Source organism: Chryseobacterium paludis, assembly GCF_025403485.1.
Taxonomy (GTDB): domain Bacteria; phylum Bacteroidota; class Bacteroidia; order Flavobacteriales; family Weeksellaceae; genus Chryseobacterium; species Chryseobacterium paludis.
The window spans coordinates 677,329-696,932 of the sequence record NZ_CP099966.1 but is presented as its reverse complement, the minus strand read 5'-3'; the positions used below and the strand labels follow the sequence as shown (position 1 = coordinate 696,932).

At 36.4% G+C, this 19,604-nt stretch carries 14 protein-coding genes; 9 read left to right on the top strand and 5 right to left on the bottom strand.

The features are described from left to right. Positions 1 to 55: 55 nt before the first annotated feature. From NG806_RS02845 to kduI, 5 genes are read right to left on the bottom strand one after another with little or no spacing between them, the layout of a single operon-like run. Positions 56 to 730: a bifunctional 4-hydroxy-2-oxoglutarate aldolase/2-dehydro-3-deoxy-phosphogluconate aldolase gene (locus NG806_RS02845; protein ID WP_214825860.1), complete on the bottom strand. Its 675-nt coding sequence runs from the start codon at positions 728 to 730 to the stop codon at positions 56 to 58. 2 nt (positions 731 to 732) lie between these two features. After that, positions 733 to 1,740, bottom strand: coding sequence for a sugar kinase (locus tag NG806_RS02840; protein WP_261511887.1), 1,008 nt, complete (start codon positions 1,738 to 1,740; stop codon positions 733 to 735). A 9-nt stretch (positions 1,741 to 1,749) separates the two neighbouring features. Then, a complete protein-coding gene (gene uxaC, locus NG806_RS02835) occupies positions 1,750 to 3,147 on the bottom strand; it encodes a glucuronate isomerase (RefSeq protein ID WP_214825869.1) in 1,398 nt (465 codons plus the stop codon). Positions 3,148 to 3,165: 18 nt separating this feature from the next. Then, positions 3,166 to 3,948: a gluconate 5-dehydrogenase gene (locus NG806_RS02830; RefSeq protein ID WP_261511886.1), complete on the bottom strand. Its 783-nt coding sequence runs from the start codon at positions 3,946 to 3,948 to the stop codon at positions 3,166 to 3,168. Between the two features lie 7 nt (positions 3,949 to 3,955). Continuing rightward, positions 3,956 to 4,792 (bottom strand): 5-dehydro-4-deoxy-D-glucuronate isomerase, encoded by an 837-nt coding sequence (kduI, locus tag NG806_RS02825; protein ID WP_261511885.1) that lies wholly within the window; start codon positions 4,790 to 4,792, stop codon positions 3,956 to 3,958. An 877-nt stretch (positions 4,793 to 5,669) separates the two neighbouring features. Between kduI and NG806_RS02820 the strand changes: the two genes are divergently transcribed. The 9 genes from NG806_RS02820 (at position 5,670) to NG806_RS02780 (ending at position 19,601) form a co-directional block, all read left to right on the top strand. Continuing rightward, positions 5,670 to 8,690 (top strand): SusC/RagA family TonB-linked outer membrane protein, encoded by a 3,021-nt coding sequence (locus NG806_RS02820; protein WP_214825876.1) that lies wholly within the window; start codon positions 5,670 to 5,672, stop codon positions 8,688 to 8,690. Between the two features lie 18 nt (positions 8,691 to 8,708). Continuing rightward, entirely contained in the window at positions 8,709 to 10,523 is a 1,815-nt protein-coding gene (locus NG806_RS02815) for a RagB/SusD family nutrient uptake outer membrane protein (RefSeq protein ID WP_214825878.1), read from the top strand. 86 nt (positions 10,524 to 10,609) lie between these two features. After that, positions 10,610 to 11,629, top strand: a complete 1,020-nt coding sequence (locus NG806_RS02810) for a pectinesterase family protein (RefSeq protein ID WP_261511884.1) — start codon at positions 10,610 to 10,612, stop codon at positions 11,627 to 11,629. Positions 11,630 to 11,669: 40 nt separating this feature from the next. After that, entirely contained in the window at positions 11,670 to 13,085 is a 1,416-nt protein-coding gene (locus NG806_RS02805) for a pectate lyase family protein (RefSeq protein WP_261511883.1), read from the top strand. Positions 13,086 to 13,207: 122 nt separating this feature from the next. Next, positions 13,208 to 14,476, top strand: a complete 1,269-nt coding sequence (locus NG806_RS02800; RefSeq protein ID WP_261511882.1) for a glycoside hydrolase family 88/105 protein — start codon at positions 13,208 to 13,210, stop codon at positions 14,474 to 14,476. Positions 14,477 to 14,515: 39 nt separating this feature from the next. Further along, positions 14,516 to 16,159, top strand: a complete 1,644-nt coding sequence (locus NG806_RS02795; protein WP_261513159.1) for a glycoside hydrolase family 43 protein — start codon at positions 14,516 to 14,518, stop codon at positions 16,157 to 16,159. A gap of 3 nt (positions 16,160 to 16,162) precedes the next feature. Next, positions 16,163 to 17,008, top strand: a complete 846-nt coding sequence (locus NG806_RS02790; RefSeq protein ID WP_261511881.1) for a rhamnogalacturonan acetylesterase — start codon at positions 16,163 to 16,165, stop codon at positions 17,006 to 17,008. A gap of 1 nt (position 17,009) precedes the next feature. Further along, a complete protein-coding gene (locus tag NG806_RS02785; RefSeq protein ID WP_261511880.1) occupies positions 17,010 to 18,677 on the top strand; it encodes a glycoside hydrolase family 28 protein in 1,668 nt (555 codons plus the stop codon). A gap of 15 nt (positions 18,678 to 18,692) precedes the next feature. Continuing rightward, positions 18,693 to 19,601, top strand: coding sequence for an alpha/beta hydrolase (locus NG806_RS02780; protein ID WP_261511879.1), 909 nt, complete (start codon positions 18,693 to 18,695; stop codon positions 19,599 to 19,601). The last annotated feature ends 3 nt before the right edge of the window (positions 19,602 to 19,604 follow it).

The window sequence follows — 19,604 nt, the reverse complement described above, 5'->3', positions numbered from 1 at the left end:
TAAGAATTTTTATTCGATTAAACCTTTTCCGTTTAAACCGGTATTAAGAATTGTTTTAAAACGATCTTAATTCTTTGATGAGTTCAATTGAGCTTTTTACAACGTCTGTAATTTTCCCGTAATCATACGTTCCGTCATTATTTTTTACAAACAACTGTGAACCCAGACCCACGCAATACGCTCCGGCAGATATCCATTCTGTAAGGTTTTCCTTTGTCGGAAGAACTCCACCTGTAGGCATAATATTTGACCACGGCATCGGTCCTTTTACTGCTTTGATGAATTCCGGTCCTCCCACCTGGGATGCAGGAAATATTTTAATAATTTCAGCACCCAACTCTTCAGCATAGGAAATTTCAGAAACTGACCCGCAGCCTGGCATCCAGGAAATTTTTCTCCTGTTACATACTTTTGCTATATCTACATTCAATAAAGGGGAAACAATGAAGTTGGTTCCGGACTGAATATACAGCGAGGCTGTTCCGGCATCTACCACTGAACCTACCCCTAAAATCATCTCAGGAAGTTCTTTGGCTGCATATTTTGTAAGTTCGGTAAAAACTTCGTGTGCATAATCCCCCCTGTTCGTAAATTCAAAAACACGCGCTCCACCATCGTAGCATGCTTTTAAAATTTTCTTGCCTATCTCGGCATCAGCATGATAAAAGACAGGAACAACTCCCGTTTCTCTAGCTTTTAACGCAACGTCTATACGTGTAAATCTTGCCATAATTATCTTTTTATTCTTCCACCAGAATTTCCGTTCATTACTTCCAAAATATCTTCTGCACTGCAGTAATTGGTATCTCCCAAAATAGTATGCTTGATAGCACAGGCTGCATTGGCAAATTTCAATGCCTTTTCATCATCGAAATTTAACAATCCGTAAATCAGGCCTGCTGCAAAAGCATCTCCGGTTCCTATTCTGTCAACCACCGGGCTTACTTCTAAAAGTTCAGTTTCAAAATAAGTTTCTTCAACCCAGGCTCTTCCCTGCGTTTGCTGAGAGCTTGCCGTAACACCGATTCTTACTTTATCGAAAATCCTATGAATAGAAGGAATTTGTTTTTTTAATTCTTTACAAGCTTCAATGAAGCCTTTCTGATCTGTTGAAAACTGAGTGTCTAAAATTTCGTTGATTTCATTTACACCACCAATAAAAATCGTGGAATAGGAAACCAGCTCCTTTAAAATTTCATTTCCATTTTTGCCGTATTTCCAAAGGTTTGAGCGATAGGCTGGATCGGTTGTGATCTGAATACCCATTTCCCTGGCTAGTTTTAAACCTTCTTTCAAAGTTTCATACGCTCCTTCAGAAATCCCAGGACTAATACCCGTCCAGTGAAAAAATTCACAGCTTTCCAAGGCTTTTTTCCAGTCAACCTGTTCTGGTTTTATATGAGAAAAAGAACCATGGAGTCTATTGTAAGTAATTCTACTTGCACGAACCGACGAGCCTACTTCAAGAAAATATAATCCCAGAGGATGCTCGTTTGTATTGATAAACGAAGTATCAATCCCAAAACTTTTAATGAAAGAAATTGCAGATTCACCCACAAAATCATCAGAAACATTGCTGATATGCTTTACATCACAACCTAAAGTTGCCAGTGATGAAGCAACATTAAGCTCCGTACCTCCGAAATAGAATTCCATTTCAGAGCTCTGCTTCATAGTTTTATTTCCGGGAGGTGAAAGTCTCATGATTACTTCACCGAATGTGACTATTTTACTGCTCATAATTTCACTTTAAAAATCAAAATAATTTTTAGCGTTATGATAGCAGATATCTGAAACCGTTCTTCCAATAAGCTCAATATCATCCGGCAATTCACCGTTCTTCATTTCTTCGCCGAAAAGATTACACAATACCCTTCTGAAATATTCGTGTCTCGGATAAGAAAGAAAACTTCTCGAGTCTGTAAGCATTCCTACAAAACAGCTTATAAGTCCCATATTTGAAAGGGCATTCATCTGCTTTACCATTCCATCTTTCTGATCCAGAAACCACCATCCGGAACCGAATTGTACCTTTCCTTTCACACTGCCATCATTGAAATTTCCGATCATTGTTGCAAAAATTTCATTATCGGCAGGATTTAGATTATAAAGAATCGTTTTAGCCAGCTTATCTTTTCCATCCAGCGTATTCAGGAATTTAGACAGTGCTTCAGCCTGAACGAAATCTCCGATAGAATCCCAGCCTGTATCAGGTCCTAAAACCCTGTGCATACGTTCGTTATTATTCCTCAAAGCACCAAGGTGGAACTGTTGAACCCATCCGAATTGATGATAGGTTTCACCTAAAAATAATAAGATCGCTGTTTTGAATTGATTAACCTGCTTTCCGGCAATCACTTTTCCTGATAACTTATCACTGAAAATTGTATTGATCTCAGCATCTGTAAATTCTTCAAAAGAAATATTATTCAATCCGTGATCACATAATCTGCAACCATTTGCGTGGAAGTATTCAATTCTTTTTAATAAAGCATCACAAAGGCTTTGATAGGAATCGATTGTAATTCCTGCCGATTGTCCGAGTTTGGCCAGATAGTCCGCGAAATTGTGGTTTTCAATCAAAATAGCTTTGTCAGGACGAAAGGCTGTACTTACTTTAATACTGAAATCGGTTTTTGCTATTTCCTGATGGTAATTTAAAATATCTGTAGGATCTTCGGTTGTACATAAAGATTCTACATTCATCATTTTTAACAGACCTCTTGTTGATTTTTCAGGAGTCTGTAATTGTGCGGTAACGTTTTCATAAATTTCACCTGCATTATCTTCGTTAAGAAGTTCATCGATCCCAAAATAACGTTTCAATTCCAGATGTGTCCAGTGATACAATGGATTTCTTAATGTGTAAGGCACTGTTTTTGCCCATGCTTCAAATTTTTCTTTGTCAGAAGCATCTCCTGTAATGAACTTTTCATTCACTCCCATGGTACGCATAGCTCTCCATTTATAATGGTCTCCGGCAATCCAGACTTTAGAAATATTCTCAAACGCAGTGTTTTCTGCAATATCTTTAGGGATCAGGTGATTATGATAATCGATGATCGGTAACTTTTCTGCATAGTTAAAATATAACTCTTCAGCGTATTTATTTTGTAGTAAAAATTGATCTGTTATAAAGGATTTCATTGTCGTTTAATTCTGTTATTACTCATTTGCAGGTTTCCCGATAGTCGCCAGAATACCACCGTCCACATAAATGATCTGCCCGTTGATAAATCTGCTCGCATCGGAAGCTAAGAAAATAGCTGTCCCTGCAAGGTCTTCAGGGTTTCCCCATCTTCCGTCCGGAGTTCTGCTAATGATAAAATCATTGAAAGGATGCCCGTCTTCTCTGATTGGCTCTGTCTGTGATGTTGCAAAATATCCCGGGCCAATTCCATTTACCTGAATATTGTGCTTCGCCCATTCTGTTGCCAGATTTTTTGTAAGCATTTTAAGCCCTCCTTTTGCTGAAGCATACGCCACTACATTATCCCGGCCAAGCTCACTCATCATTGAGCATATATTAATGATCTTTCCTGATTTCCTTTTGATCATATGCTTACCAACGAGTTGTGACATGATAAAAGGACCTGTAAGATCTACATCGATTACCTTTCTAAAATCTTCAATATCCATATCAATCGCCGGAGTACGTTTGATGATTCCTGCATTATTCACAAGGATATCAATCTTCCCATGTGTAGCAATCATAAGCGCTACCTTCTGAGCAGCCTCAAGTTTGTCTGTTACATCAAAAAGATAACCCGTTGCATGATATCCTTTTTCGCGATAATAATTTAAAGCTTCCTCTAACTTTGAAGGCGTTGTACTTGTGATGGCCAGTTCCGCCCCTGCAGAAGCTAAGCCTTCAGCCATTGCCATTCCCAATCCGTGAGTAGCCCCTGTAACGACTGCTACCTTACCGGATAAATCAAATAAATTCATTGGAAAATTACTTTAGTTCATTAGTTTTGATACCATCCATATCGCCATAGTCCATATTCTCACCTGCCATACCCCAGATAAAAGTATAATTAGAAGTTCCAACTCCAGAATGAATAGACCATTCCGGGGATAAAACAGCCTGACGGTTTTTCATAAAAATATGACGTGTCTCATCAGGTTGCCCCATGAAATGACTTATGCTTTGATCTTCCTGCAGATCGAAATAGAAATATGCTTCCATTCTTCTGGTATGAGTATGTGCAGGCATTGTATTCCAAACACTTCCAGCGTGAAGTTCAGTCATTCCCATTTGAAGCTGACATGTTTGAAGGACGCTATTAACAATCAGTTTGTTTATCGTACGTCTGTTAGCATATTTTTCCTCCCCTAGTTCCACAATCTCAGCCTCGCTCTTCGTTATTTTTCTTGTCATATACGAATGATGTGCGGGAGCAGAGTTGATATAAAAATAAGGTTGTTCATCACCCGATTTTTCAAAAACCACTTCTTTTGCCCCTTTCCCAACATACAAGGCTTCTTTATTCATAAGCTCATATACCTCACCATCTACTGTTACTTTTCCTGTTCCGCCAACATTGATAATTCCTAACTCTCTTCTGTCAAGAAAATATTCTGCTTTCAAATCATCTGTTGGCTCAAGTTTTAAGGACTTCGATAAAGGTAGTATTCCACCTACAATCAGTCTGTCATACATAGAATAGACTAATTTTATCTGATCTTCATTAAATAAATCATCGATTAAAAACTCCCTCCTTAAATCTTCAGTTGTGTACTTTTTAACATCTTCAGGATGGTGGGCATATCGAAATTCTGATTGCGTCATACTTTCTTTTTTTTATACTTTCTTTTTACGGTTTTAATAAAACCAGTTAAACATTGCGTAATCGATTGCATTAAATTACACTTACATTTGATAGAAATACTTGTCGATAAATATATAATTATTATTTAATTAGTAAACAAAAAAATACATTTAATTAAAAAACATCTGTAAATCAACAATATAAAAACAATTATTCCAATAAAATCATTAGGCAAATTACTATAATCCAATGATTTCAATTCCCTAAAATAGAATCCTATTTTAATTTTTAAGCCAAACGGTGTATTATAATAATGATTAACTTACAATATTAAATTACCAATAATAATAGCATTTATATAATAATAGTACGACTATTTCGTGATTTATTTATTATTAAGCAAAAACTCGTTTTGTATGGTTCAAAAAAATGTGATAAAAATCAGAAAAATGGAAAAAAAACAACTTCTAAGCATCATTTTTGGGAAATTTCTACTGTCTAAAATGAAGTATTCTTTAAAGAAATAATAAAATTTAAATAGAAAAATACTGCCTGAATTTCACTTACCCTAAATTTTAATCGAAATAATATATAATATTTAAATTACTAATAATCAATCATTTAATTACGTAATTTATGCATTATTATAATTAATATTAACAATTAAAAAAAAGAATTTAACAGAAAAATAATATTTTTTTCTTTGCATATTGGAAAATAATATTAGTTTAGGAGCCTAGATATTTTTAATAAATAATTACGCAATCGATTGCACTCCTTAAAGCGTATGTTTATTAAAATATCGGTCACTTCATTTATAGAATACTTACAAAAAATCCAAACAAACAAAAGATTGAAAAGAATTTCAACCAAGAATTAAAACTATAAGGATACAAAATGGATAAAAGAGTACAATCTATAAAGTGGTTATATTTAACTGTTTTTCTACTTCCGGTCCTTGGTCTGGCTCAAGAAAAAGAAAAGAATAAAGAAAAGGAAACCAAAATCGATGAAGTGGTTTTGGTAGGATATACCAAAGTTTCTAAGAAAGACGTTACCAATGCTGTAGGCTCAGTAAAGGCTGAAGATATGAAGGATATGCCTGTAAACAATGCTGCAGAGGCCATTCAGGGAAGAGTAGCTGGTGTACAGATTACGGCAAGTGAGGGTTCACCAGGAGCAGAGGTAGATATCAAGGTAAGAGGTGGAACTTCTATTACACAAAGCAATTCTCCTTTATATATCGTAGATGGAATCCAGATGGATAATGCATTGTCTATTCTATCTCCTAAAGAAATCGAATCAATTGAGGTACTGAAAGATGCTGCTTCCACTTCGATCTATGGAGCCAGAGGTGCCAATGGTGTTGTTCTGATCACCACAAAAGGTGGTCGTAAAAGAGCAGCAACCTCTATTAACTACAGTGGATATACTGGAGTTAGAAAGATTATGAATCAAATTCCTGTATTAAGCCCACAGGACTTTGTAATGTATCAGTATGAACTTTATTATAAAGGAGATATTCAGAGTGACAAAGACATTTTTGACGCAAGATATGGAACCTATGACCAACTTGCGGATAAGTATGGCTCCATCAAAAAAAGAGATTGGCAAAAAGAACTTTTTGGAAAAGAAGCCTTCAACTTTACCCACAATATCAATATTACAGGCGGTTCTGATAAATCAGCATTTTCATTAACGTTAAATCATGTAGAAGAAGACGGAATTATGCTTAATTCAGGTTTTAGAAGAAGCATGGCCAATTTTAAATATGATTATGATGTAAGTAAGAAGGTTAAGATAGGATTTAACACCAGATACAGCCGATCCCTAATTTCGGGTGCAGGAACTTCAGCATCCGGGTCACAAGGAACCAACAGATTGAGAAATGCAGTAAGATACCAGCCTTTTGAGGGCGGAAGCAATGTTCCTGTAGATGACTTTGATCCTAATTATGCAACAAATACCAATCTTGTTAATCCTCTTCTTCTTAATGACAGTGAAGTAAGAAATAACAGCACAAACGACTTATTGTTAAACGCTTACTTTAATTATAATATTACAAAAGATCTTACCTTCCGATCGGTCATAGGATATGTACAAAAAGACAATGCTGTTGATCAATTCTGGGGAAGCATTACAAACGATGCAAGAGCTAATAATAACCAGCCTATTGTACAGTTAACCAGATCTCAAACCAGGAGAATCACGAACACCAATACATTAAATTACACAAAAAAATTCGGAAATCATAAAATCGATTTACTATTGGGTGAAGAAACTGTTCAGACAGACGGTGAATCTTCCAATACATATGTAAAATGGCTACCGAGTTCTATTTTGCCTAATGAAGCATTTGCTAACATCCAGTCCGCCATCCCACCATCAGGAATGATTCAGGATGCCCCTAGAACAGCTGCGCTGGCACCAGACCGATTGGTTTCATTTTTTGGACGGGCCAACTATATTTTCGATAATAAATATATAGCCACCCTTTCCATAAGAACAGACGGAACAAACGTCTTTGCCCCAAAAAACAGATGGGGAACCTTTCCTGCCCTCTCATTAGCATGGAAGCTTAAACAGGAAAATTTCCTTAAGGATAAAGAGTGGCTGGAAGAACTTAAGCTGCGTTTTGGATATGGTTTAGCAGGAAACAACAGAATTCCCGCATTCCTGTATGATACATTCTTTACCACTTCTACTGATTATGGATACACTTTCGGAAGTGGTGTAACTCCAGGAGCAACGACAGGAAATACGTTGAAAAATCAAAATGTAAAATGGGAGGCAACGGTATCTAAAAACATAGGTATTGACTTTGGTTTTTTCAAGGGCAGATTATATGGTAGTGTGGATGCATATATTACAGACACTAAAGATCTTTTAATCTTAGCTAAAATTCCTCAGACCTCAGGATATGAATATCAGTATCAGAATTCAGGGAAAACTCAGAATAAAGGTATTGAATTTACCATGGGAGGAATTCTCATTAATAAAGAAAACTTCTCATGGAAAACAGACTTCAACATTTCTGCCAATAGAAATGTGATCAAAAGTTTAGGTTCCAACGCCTCTGCAAGTAATAGTTATTATCTTGCTGCTTCAGGATGGGTAAACAGTTTATATGACTTTATCGTAAAGGTGGGTAACCCTATCGGAACTTATTACGGATATGTAACGGAAGGAAGATATGAGCTCAATGATTTCGACTATAACCCTTCAACTCATGTATATACATTAAAAGCTGGAATCCCAAGTAACAGTGCTATTGCACTAGGTTCTAAAGCAGTACAGCCAGGTGACTTGAAACTTAGAGATATTAACGGTGACGGTCAGATCACTACAGATGACCAGACTGATTTGGGCAGTTCCCAGCCTAAGTTCTTTGGAGGGTTCAATCAGACTTTCCGGTACAAAAACTGGGATATGAGTTTATTCTTTAATTTCTCTGTAGGAAATAAAGTGTATAATGCCAATAAAATTGAGTTTTCAACACAGTTTCAATATAGAGATAACAATATGCTTGCTGAAGTGGCTGACCGATGGAAATGGTTTGGGCCAGACGGTGTAAAAGTTACAGATCCTGCTGCATTAGCTGCATTGAATGCCAATACAACAATGTGGACTCCCCCATCCGGTAACTATATTCTGCATTCTTATGCTATTGAAGATGGCTCTTTCTTAAGATTAAATAACCTTACGATCGGATATACCCTTCCAAAAGGGGCACTGGAAAGCGCATTTATTAAAAATCTAAGAATTTATGCCACTGTTAATAATGTATTTACCATTACAGGATATTCAGGATATGACCCTGAAGCAAGTACGAGGAGAAATCCTCTGACTCCGGGTGTAGATTATGCCGCTTATCCTCGCAGCAGATTTATTTTAACGGGAGTTGATATCACCTTTTAATTGAATAAAAAAATAGACATGAAAAAAACAATATTAATTTTAAGTTGTGTCGTTGCCTCACTTACTTTTAATTCATGCGACGATTTTCTGGATGCCGAAAACCTCTCAAGTGTATCTGAAGCGCAACAGTTTGACAGTACTGCAGATACATTCACTGCTTTGGTTGGAGCGTATAGTCAATTAGCAGGTGATGATGGTTATGGGCAGAGATTAGCACTAATTTATCCTCATTCCAGTGATGATTTCCGAACATCGGGAGACTATAACTGTAATGACAGAAGAGGGATTGCTACATTTGGAGCATGTACCACAAATTCAGAACTTAATAAACCATTCTTAAAATTATACTCAGGAATAGAGCGTGCTAATCTTTGTATTAAAAACATTCCCTTATCTCCTGTTTATAAAACAGGATCAGTTGCCGAGAAAAAACAAATGGATCGTTATCTTGGCGAAGCTCTCACTCTCAGAGCACAGTTCTACTATGACCTGATCAAAAACTGGGGTGATGTTCCTTTCCAGGATAAGCCTTCTGCAGATATGGAAAGTATTTATCTTGCAAAGACTGATAGAGATGTTATATATGAAAGAATCATTGATGACCTTGCCAAAGCAGGTAATTTAGTACCATGGAGATCCGAAGAAGGTACAAATTCAGCAAGAATTTCTAAGGGAGCTGTAAAAGGTCTTAGAGCAAGAATTGCGCTGGCAAGGGCCGGATATTCTTTAAGAAGAAATCCCCAGCAGATGGCACAAGGTTCTAACCCTCAAAAATACTATCAGATTGCTTATGATGAGTGTAGAGATATTATGAACCATACGGGAGAACATAGTTTAAACCCAAGCTATCAAGCTGTTTTCAAAGCTCTACACAATAACACTCAGGATGCTACCAATGAAGTAATCTTCGCTGTTGGGGCATTTGGAGGTAACGCGAGAACAGATAGTAAAATTGGATACTATAATGGTTTGAAGCATGATGATAATTCCTCATGGAAAGGTGGCGGCGGGATCAACGCCCTTCCCGTATACTTCTACGAATTCAGTAAATATGATTTAAGAAGGGATATGAATGTGGGAATTTTTAAAGTAAATAACTCCAACCAGGCAGAATTGGTAACAGCAATTTCGTTTACGGATTCAAAATACAGAAAGTCATGGACTAACGTGACCGGCCCTTCTCAAAATTTAGCTATAGACTGGCCTATGATCCGTTTTTCAGATGTATTATTAATGTTTGCTGAGGCAGACAATGAAATTCACGGCGCTCCTTCACAAGAAGCTCTAAATGCTTTAAAGCTGGTTAGAAACAGAGCCTATGCAGGGAACTTAGATCAGGTGGGAGCTATACCTACCGATAAAGCAGGATTTTTTAATGCTATTGTAAAAGAAAGATTATTGGAATTGGGTTGTGAAGGAATCAGAAAGTATGATCTCATCCGCTGGAATCTTTTAGATGCTAAAATTACGGAGACCAGACAGAAACTTACTGACTTTATGAATGGAACCGGAGCTTATGCTAATGTTCCTTTAAACATGTATTATAAGAAATCTCCTTATGATCCTACCAAAACGGCTCAGCAAAATATCACTGATATTGATATTTATTCTACAGTATCGGATAAATCAGAAGTTTTTTACATTCCTTCACAGGATGCAACTCCTGCAGGATATACAAAAATTGCATGGAGAGCTTCCGTTCTGCAGACTTATATAAGTGATCCCGTAAAAGGTTTTGCGCAGTATTTCCAACCTAATAAAAGAGAACTACTGCCTATCTACAGTGATATCATTCAATCAAACTACAATCTTACCCAGGATTATGGGTACTAGTAACAATATACATTTATATTAACAGGAGTACAGGCTTTCTTCTCCGGAAGCGAGTCTGTATTTTTAAATGTAAAATAGATATGAAAATGTTTAATTGTCAGCGAAATATAAAACTAATATTGGTTTTAATAGTTTTAATATGCTTTCTTTCTTTCAAAACCACTCATCAGACGTTTGTGGTTTCAAAGGACGGAAAGGGTGATTTCACGACCATACAAGAAGCAGTTGACGCCACTTCAAATCTATTATCTGCTAAGACTGTAATCATTCTCAAACCAGGAATTTACAAAGAGAAAATTATCATTCCGGAAACCAAAGGAGCAATCGTAATGGAGGGAGAAAACCCGGAAAATACCATTATAACATATAATGATTATGCCTCAAAAAAGAATTCTGAAGGTAAAGAGATAGGAACTACCGGTTCTTCTACGATTTTTATTTTTTCCAATGACTTTACAGCAAAAAGTATTTCTTTTGAAAACAGCTCAGGAAAAGTAGGTCAGGCAGTGGCAGTTCTGACAGGTGGTGACCGAATTACTTTTGAAAACTGTAAATTTTTAGGATTTCAGGATACGCTCTATCTTAAAGGAATGCAGGATGTACCAGCGGGTGCCAAGGGAAAAATTTCCCGAAATTATTTTAAAAACTGTTATATCGAAGGTACAACAGACTATATTTTCGGTGCAGGAACAGCTGTTTTTGAAAATTGTACAATCTATTCAAAAGAAAGTGCCAGCTATGTAACCGCTGCCTCTACTCCACAGGAAAATGCTTATGGCTTCGTTTTCATCAACTGCAAAATAACTGGTCATGCAGTAGAACATTCAGTATATCTGGGTAGACCATGGAGACCCTTTGCTAAGACTGTCTATATCGATTGTACAATTGATTCAACCATAAAACCAGAAGGTTGGCATAATTGGAATAAACCGGAGGCAGAGAAAACAACTTTTTATGCAGAATATAATTCTAAAGGAAATGGAGCAAATGCTTCAAAAAGAGTTTCGTGGTCTCATCAGCTGACCAAAGCTGAAAGAAAAAACTATACAAGAGACTATGTTCTCAAAGGAAAGGATAACTGGAGAGTGCAAAAGGATCTCAAATAATTTTAAACCAAACCATCAACCCCAAAGAAATCTTTCGATCATGAAAAAGCATTTAACAAAAATATTGACGATAGGAATTGTATGTAGTATTCAGATTTTAGTTGATGCTCAAAATGTATTGAGTTTCCCCGGAGCAGAAGGTTTCGGACAATATACAACTGGGGGTCGTGGTGGAAAAGTATATTTTGTGACTAAGACGACTGATGACGGATCAGATGGAACTTTGCGATATGCATTGAATCAGAAAGGTCCAAAATATATTGTTTTTAAAACCGGAGGAACCATTTATCTTCAATCTCCACTCAGAATAAAAGAAGGTAATGTTACTATTGCAGGACAAACGGCTCCCGGAGATGGAATTACTATAGCCAATTATGAAACTTTTGTAGCTGCAGACAATGTCATTATACGGTACATGAGATTCAGGATGGGTGATCAGAAGAAATTTGAAGGAGATGCTTTTGGAGCAAGATTCATAAAGAATCTAATCGTAGATCACTGCTCGATGAGCTGGTCAACGGATGAGACAGTTTCCATTTACGTCAACGAAAAGACAACACTCCAATGGTGTTTGATCGCAGAAAGCCTAAGAAACTCTGTTCATCAGAAAGGCGCACATGGATATGGTGGAATTGCAGGAGGAAAATTCGCTTCTTTTCATCACAATATTTATGCACATCATGATAGCAGAAATCCAAGATTAGGAGAATATGCCGGAAGTAAATTTGCGCTAACGGATCTTACAGATTTCAGAAATAATGTTATTTACAATTGGGGTCACAACAATATCTATGGTGGTGAAGGAATGAACGTGAATCTCATCAATAATTACTACAAACCCGGTCCTGCTACAATGACCAGGCAACGAATTACTGCCATCGATAAAAACGAGAAACCGCAGACCGAAGTTTATAACATCTGGGGAAAATACTACATCAATGGAAATGTAATGGAAGGGAATCCAGAAATTACCAAAGACAATTGGACCGAAGGCGTTTTTGCCCAAATGAAACCTACTTACAATTTAACGGATAAAGATAAAAATTCAATTAAAATCAATCAGCCACACGATATTGAGAATAATATAAAAACCCATTCTGCAAAAGAAGCTTACGAAAAAACACTGCAGTTTGGAGGAGCGAGTTTAGTTAGAGATGCCATTGATCGTCATGTTTTGCAAGATATAAAAAATGGAAGTTTTACTTATAAGGGTTCAAAAGGAAGTACTAACGGTATTATTGATTCTCAAACCGATGTGGGTGGGTTTCCAGATCTAAAACCCGGAAAATATTTATCAGATTCAGACAATGATGGAATGCCTGATGAATGGGAAATTAAAAATAAAATAAATCCTAAAATTGCCAATGCCAATGGACGGGATTTAGATAAAAATTACGATAATATTGAAATTTACATGAATGATATTGTACAAAAAATAACCGAAGGACAAAACTAATAACCATGAAAACTCTTTGTTAAATTCGGCTATGTAAAAAGTATTATAAGATTCAGTTTATCATAAATAGTTTGACTATGGAAGAAGCATTTAATAACAATCAACTTTAAAATTTAATTACAATGAATTTTATTAATCAAAAGATAAAAATATATGCAGTTGCAATTTTAGGCTCAGGAATGTTCCTGGCCTGTGCTCAAACAAAAACGACACCAGCCTTAAAATCATCAAATGCAGCTTCACAGTCTGGAAAAGTTGTTCCAACAAATTTGAATTGGTCTGAAAGAATGTTACTTTCTGAAATGAACCGTTTTCCAGAGTCCTGGATGCTCGATTTCAGCAAAAGTCCAAAATGGACCTATCCTTCAGCAATAGTTTTAGACGGCGCTGAAAAACTGTACCAAAAAACAGGCAAAAAAGAATATTACAATTATGTAAGCAGCTTTGGTGAAAAGTTGATAAAAGAAGATGGCAGCATCCTTACTTATGAACGGGAAAAATATAATATCGATCTTCTGAATAGTGGAAATGTACTTCTTTATCTTTATGAAAAAGAGAAAAAAGAAAAGTATCTAAAAGCCTTGCAGATGCTTCGTTCCCAAATCGACGGACAACCACGAACTAAAGAAGGCGGTTTCTGGCATAAAAAAATCTATCCGAACCAGATGTGGCTCGATGGTTTGTATATGGGTCAACCGTTTTATGCACATTATACCAAAGATTTTGTGAACGGTGAAGAGGCTATAAAAGCTTATGACGATATTATAAACCAATTTGATCTTATTCAGAAAAACCTTCTGGACAAAAAAACAGGTCTGCTTTATCACGCCTGGGATGAAAGTCGCGAACAGAAATGGGCAGATAAACAAACCGGCCAATCACCTAATTTCTGGGGAAGAGCAATGGGTTGGTATGGAATGGCAATGGTAGATGTTCTTGATTTTCTTCCAAAATATCATCCTGGAAGAGCGAAATTAATTTCGTACTTAAAATCGTACAGCGATGCCGTAATTAAAGTTCAAGACAAAGATAGTGGACTTTGGTATCAGGTTTTGGATAAATCGGGTGAAAAAGGAAACTATACCGAAGCAACAGCTTCCTCAATGTTTGTATATACAATGATAAAATCAGTTAACAACGGTTACCTTCCAAAATCATATAAAAAAGCTGCTCAAAAAGGGTATAATGGAATCATCAAAAATCTTATTTCTGTAGATGAAAACGGTATTGTAAATCTTAATAAATGCTGTGCTGTTGCAGGATTAGGTGGAACGCCTTACAGAGATGGGTCTTATGAATATTACGTAAACGAAGAAATCCGCTCTAACGATGCAAAAGGAACTGGCCCATTTATCCTGGCAAGTTTAGAATTTGAAAACTCTAAAAATTAAAGCAGGAATTCTGATCACAAAACAATGAATTTGATCTTTATGAGGATAAAAAATATTTTAAGAATAGCAACAGTTACAACTCTAGCAGTTGCTTCAACATATATAAACGCTCAGGAAAAACCATATGTTTCTGAAGTATGGACTGCAGATCAGGGGAAAAATTTCAGAAACCCTATTTTGTATTCAGATTATTCAGATCCGGATGTGATTCGTGTTGGAAATGATTTTTATATGACCTCTTCAAGTTTTAATGAAGCTCCCGGCTTACCTATTCTTCATTCAAAAGATATGGTGAACTGGCAATTAGTGAATTATGCTCTTCCTGACGTTCTTCCTTTTGAACATTTTTCTACTCCTAAAAGAGGCGACGGAGTTTGGGCTCCGAGTATGAGATTCCATAAGGGTGAATTCTACATTTACTGGGGAGATCCTGACTTCGGAATTTACATGATAAAGACTAAAGATCCACTTGGAGCTTGGGAGAAACCTGTTTTGGTGATGGAAGGAAAAGGTCTCATTGATTCCTGTCCGTTTTGGGATGAGGATGGAAATGCATATTTAGTCCATGGCTGGGCTGGAAGCCGTGCTGGTGTAAAAAGTTTGCTTTCCATTAATAGAATGAATCCTGAGGGAACAAAAGTTTTGGATAAAGGAGTTCATGTTTTTGACGGGCATGATGCCCATCCAACAGTTGAAGGTCCCAAATTATATAAAAGAAATGGCTTTTATTACATTTTCGCTCCTGCAGGAGGTGTTGCTACAGGATGGCAATTGGTATTAAGATCAAAAAATATATATGGCCCTTACGAAGAGAAAATTGTTCTTGAACAAGGTTCAACAAAAATAAACGGGCCTCATCAGGGAGCCTGGGTAGATACACCTTCTGGTGAAGATTGGTTTTATCATTTTCAGGATGTTGACGCCTACGGAAGAATCGTTCATCTTCAACCTATGAAATGGGAAAAAGACTGGCCTATTATCGGAATCGACACCAATAAAAATGGAATCGGCGAACCTGTTTTAACTTCTAAAAAACCTGATGTAGGACAATCCTACCCCATCGTTACACCTCCTGAAACAGATGAATTTGATGGCGATAGATTGGGTATTCAGTGGCAATGGAGCGCCAACGAAAATATCGTATGGTCTTCAAAACTTTCAGGACAGAAATTTCTAAGATTGTTTTCAATGAAAGTTCCTGAAGATGAAAAAAATCTATGGAACGTCCCAAATTTACTAACCCAAAAATTCCCTGCTCCGAATTTTGTAGCATCAACTAAAGTTAAATTAACCCCTGAGGATGCCAAAGAGGGTAAAACAGCAGGTCTTTTGGTAATGGGATTAGACCATGAATCGATCGTTATCACCAATAAACCGGACGGATATTACCTTCAATTAAGAAAAGCTGAAAAAGCAGATAAAGGTGGTGAGGAAAAAGTAATATTTGAAACTAAATTGAAAGCAAACGAAGTATTCTTAAAAGTAAATGTTAACGAACCTAATGGTCTATGCCAATTCAGCTATAGTGAAAATGGTAAAGATTTCATAAAAGCCGGTGACGTTTTTCAGTCAAAACCGGGAAAATGGATTGGGGCTAAAATCGGTTTATATAGTATAAGTACAGCAAAAGCATCCCGCGGTGGATATGCAGATTTTGACTGGTTTAGAATGACAAAAAAATAAATCATGAGAAAAGTATCCTATAAAACATCTTTTGCTTTACTAATAATCCTGTTTTTATCATCTTGCCAATCACAAAAGCTTACAAGGAATACATCTGCCAAACAGAATAAAAATATCACACATATTTATCTCATCGGTGATTCCACGATGGCAGATTACACAGGAAATTATGAACCCGGTAAAGATTACATGAAAGTCCGCTACCCTATTACAGGTTGGGGACAGGTTTTTCAGCCATTTTTCCTAAAAGACAGTTTATATTCTTTAAGGCCGGGAATTACCACTGATTCTGTTACAATCATCGACAGAGCTTATGGCGGAAGAAGCACCAGAACTTTCTTCCAGGAAGGACGATGGAGATATGTTTACGAGCATTTGAAACCAAACGATTATGTAATCATGCAGTTTGGACATAATGACGGTTCAGAAAAGCATACAGAACGATATGTAAATATTGATGGATATAAAGAATTTTTAAGATTATTCATTACGCAAACCAGACAAAAGGGCGGAAATCCGATTATTGTAACACCAGTTGCAAGAAACTATCCATGGAAAGAGGGAAAACTTGAAAATATTCATGGAGATTACTGGCTGGCACCAATCGATATTGCTAAAGAAATGAGTGTTCCGTACATTGATTTAAATAAACTGTCTATGGAATATTTCACAAAAAAAGGGCAGGATTTTACCAGCAGTCACTATTTTATGAATCTTCCTGCTGGAATGTATGAGGCTTATCCTGGCGGTCAAAGAGACAATACCCATTTCCAGCCCGAAGGGGCAAAAGTAATTGCAGCGATTGTTTATAAAGAATTTAAAAATATACTTAAAACTCAAAAAAAATAGAATGAAGAAGTTTATCAAAATTATTGGTTCAGTAGCAGCAATGATGATTTCAGGGCAGATATATGCTCAGAATCTGGATATTTATAAAAATATTGAGTTTAAAATGCCTCAGGTTGTGGAAACTTCTTTTCCTGCAAATACAGTTTCCATCACACAATATGGAGGTGTTGCGGGGGGAAATGTAAAAAATACAGAAGCTTTCAAAAAAGCAATTGAAAGTCTCACCAAAAAAGGAGGTGGCAGACTGATCGTTCCACGCGGAATGTGGTTAACAGGTCCTATCGAACTGAAAAGCAATATCAATCTTCATTTAGAAGAAGGAGCTTTCATTATATTCAGCAAAGATAAAAATGACTATCCATTAGTAGATGTAAGTTTTGAAGGGTTAAATACCATCCGTTGTCAATCACCGATCTCTGCAAAAAATGCAAATAATATCGCTATTACCGGAAAAGGAGTAATCGACGGAAGCGGAGATGCGTGGAGAGCCATCAAAAAAGGTAAAGTGGCAGAATCTGAATGGAAAGAAATCATTTCCTCAGGTGGAATATTATCTTCTGACGGAAAAACGTGGTACCCTTCAGAAAGCTATAAAAAAGGATTTGAAAGCAGTTCAAGCTTCAATGTTCCTGATAAAATTTCTAAAGAAGAGCTTAAGACGGTTAAAGATTTCCTTCGTCCGGTAATGGTAAGTCTGATAGGTTGTGATAAAGTTCTTTTAGATGGTCCTACCTTTCAGAATTCACCGGCCTGGAATCTTCACCCATTGATGTGTTCCAATGTGATTTTAAGAAACCTTACGGTAAGAAATCCCTGGTTTTCTCAAAATGGCGATGGTGTAGATTTGGAATCCTGTAAAAATGTTTTGATCTACGATAATACTTTTGATGTGGGTGATGATGCGATTTGTATTAAATCCGGGAAAAATGAAGACGGAAGAAAAAGAAATATGCCTACTGAAAATGTGATCATAAAAAACAATATCGTTTATCATGGTCACGGAGGTTTTGTTGTCGGAAGTGAAATGTCAGGAGGAGCAAGAAATATTCACGTTTCTGACTGTACGTTCATTGGAACCGATATCGGTCTTCGTTTTAAAACAACACGTGGAAGAGGCGGAATTGTTGAAAACATTTACATCAAAAACATCAATATGATTAATATTCCAACACAGGTTATTGGCTTCAATATGTTTTATGAAGGAGCCTCGCCGGTTTTAGAAGACGGTCAGAAAAAGGAAGGAAATAAAGCACCCGAAAAACTTTATCCAGTGACAGAGGAAACTCCGATTTTCAGAAATATTTTCTTTAAAAACATTAATGCTATTAATTCTTACGAAGCGATTACCCTGTTCGGATTAGCCGAAATGAATCTTAAAAATATTGTAATTGAAGATTCACAGTTTGACACAAAAAAAGCTTTAACGATAGTAGATGCCGATGGAATCCAGTTGAAAAATGTTAAACTTAAATATTCTGAAGGAACAGGAGCGACAATATACAACAGCAAAAAAATTGACCTGTCTACTGTAAAATTTGAATCAGTAAATAAACCTTTCATTAAAATTTTAGGCCATAAAACCGGAGCTGTATTGTTACCAAAAGAAATTTCTACTGATAAAGCAGCTCTTTCTATTTCAACAGAAGTTGCTGAAGATTCAGTTAAATAAAAATTCTACAAGCGAATGATCATTAACAAACTTACTTATATTTCCTTTTTTTTAGTAGGAGTAATATCAGCATTCGGTCAAGTTCCACGACCGAATGCTACTCCTTATACTAATGAGGGAACTTATGATAAATTAAAGAAAAAATATCCTTTCATCACCCCTTTGGAAAGGCCTGTTCCGCAAAATATAGGCATCGATAAAGATGTAGAATATTCTAATATTGATGGACTTTCATTAAAAGCTGATATTTATTATCCCCTGGATAAATCCAAAAAACATCCGGGAATCGCCATGGTTCACGGTGGTGGATGGGTTTCAGGAAGTAAGGAAAATGAAAGATATATGGCTATGGAACTGGCTTCAAAAGGATATATAGCAATGGCAGTTGGTTATCGTCTTGCGGATGTGGCAAAATATCCAGCTGGCATAGAAGATGTTAAAACAGCTATTAAATGGTTCAAGAAAAAAAGAAAAAAGTACTCTTTAGATCAAAATAAAGTCGCCGTTTTGGGTGAATCGGCAGGTGCACAGATGGCCACTCTGGTTGGGGTACAATTACATAATAAAATTAAAGCAATTGTAAATATTGATGGAATCGTTTCCTTTATTCATCCGGAAGCTGAAGAAAGTATTTATGCTTCTTATTGGCTGGGTGGAGATAGAAATGTAAATCTTAAAAACTGGACCGAAGCCTCTCCCTTGGAATATATTAATAAAAATACGCCGCCTATTCTTTTCATTAACAGCTCACAACCTCGTTTTCATGCTGGAAGAGATGATATGATGAATCAATTGAGAAGCTACAATATATTTACAGAATCTCATGAAATTAAAGATACACCACATTCATTCTGGAGTGCTGAACCCTGGTTCACAGAAACATTACATTATACTTTAGATTTTTTAAATAATGTTTTAAAATAACTT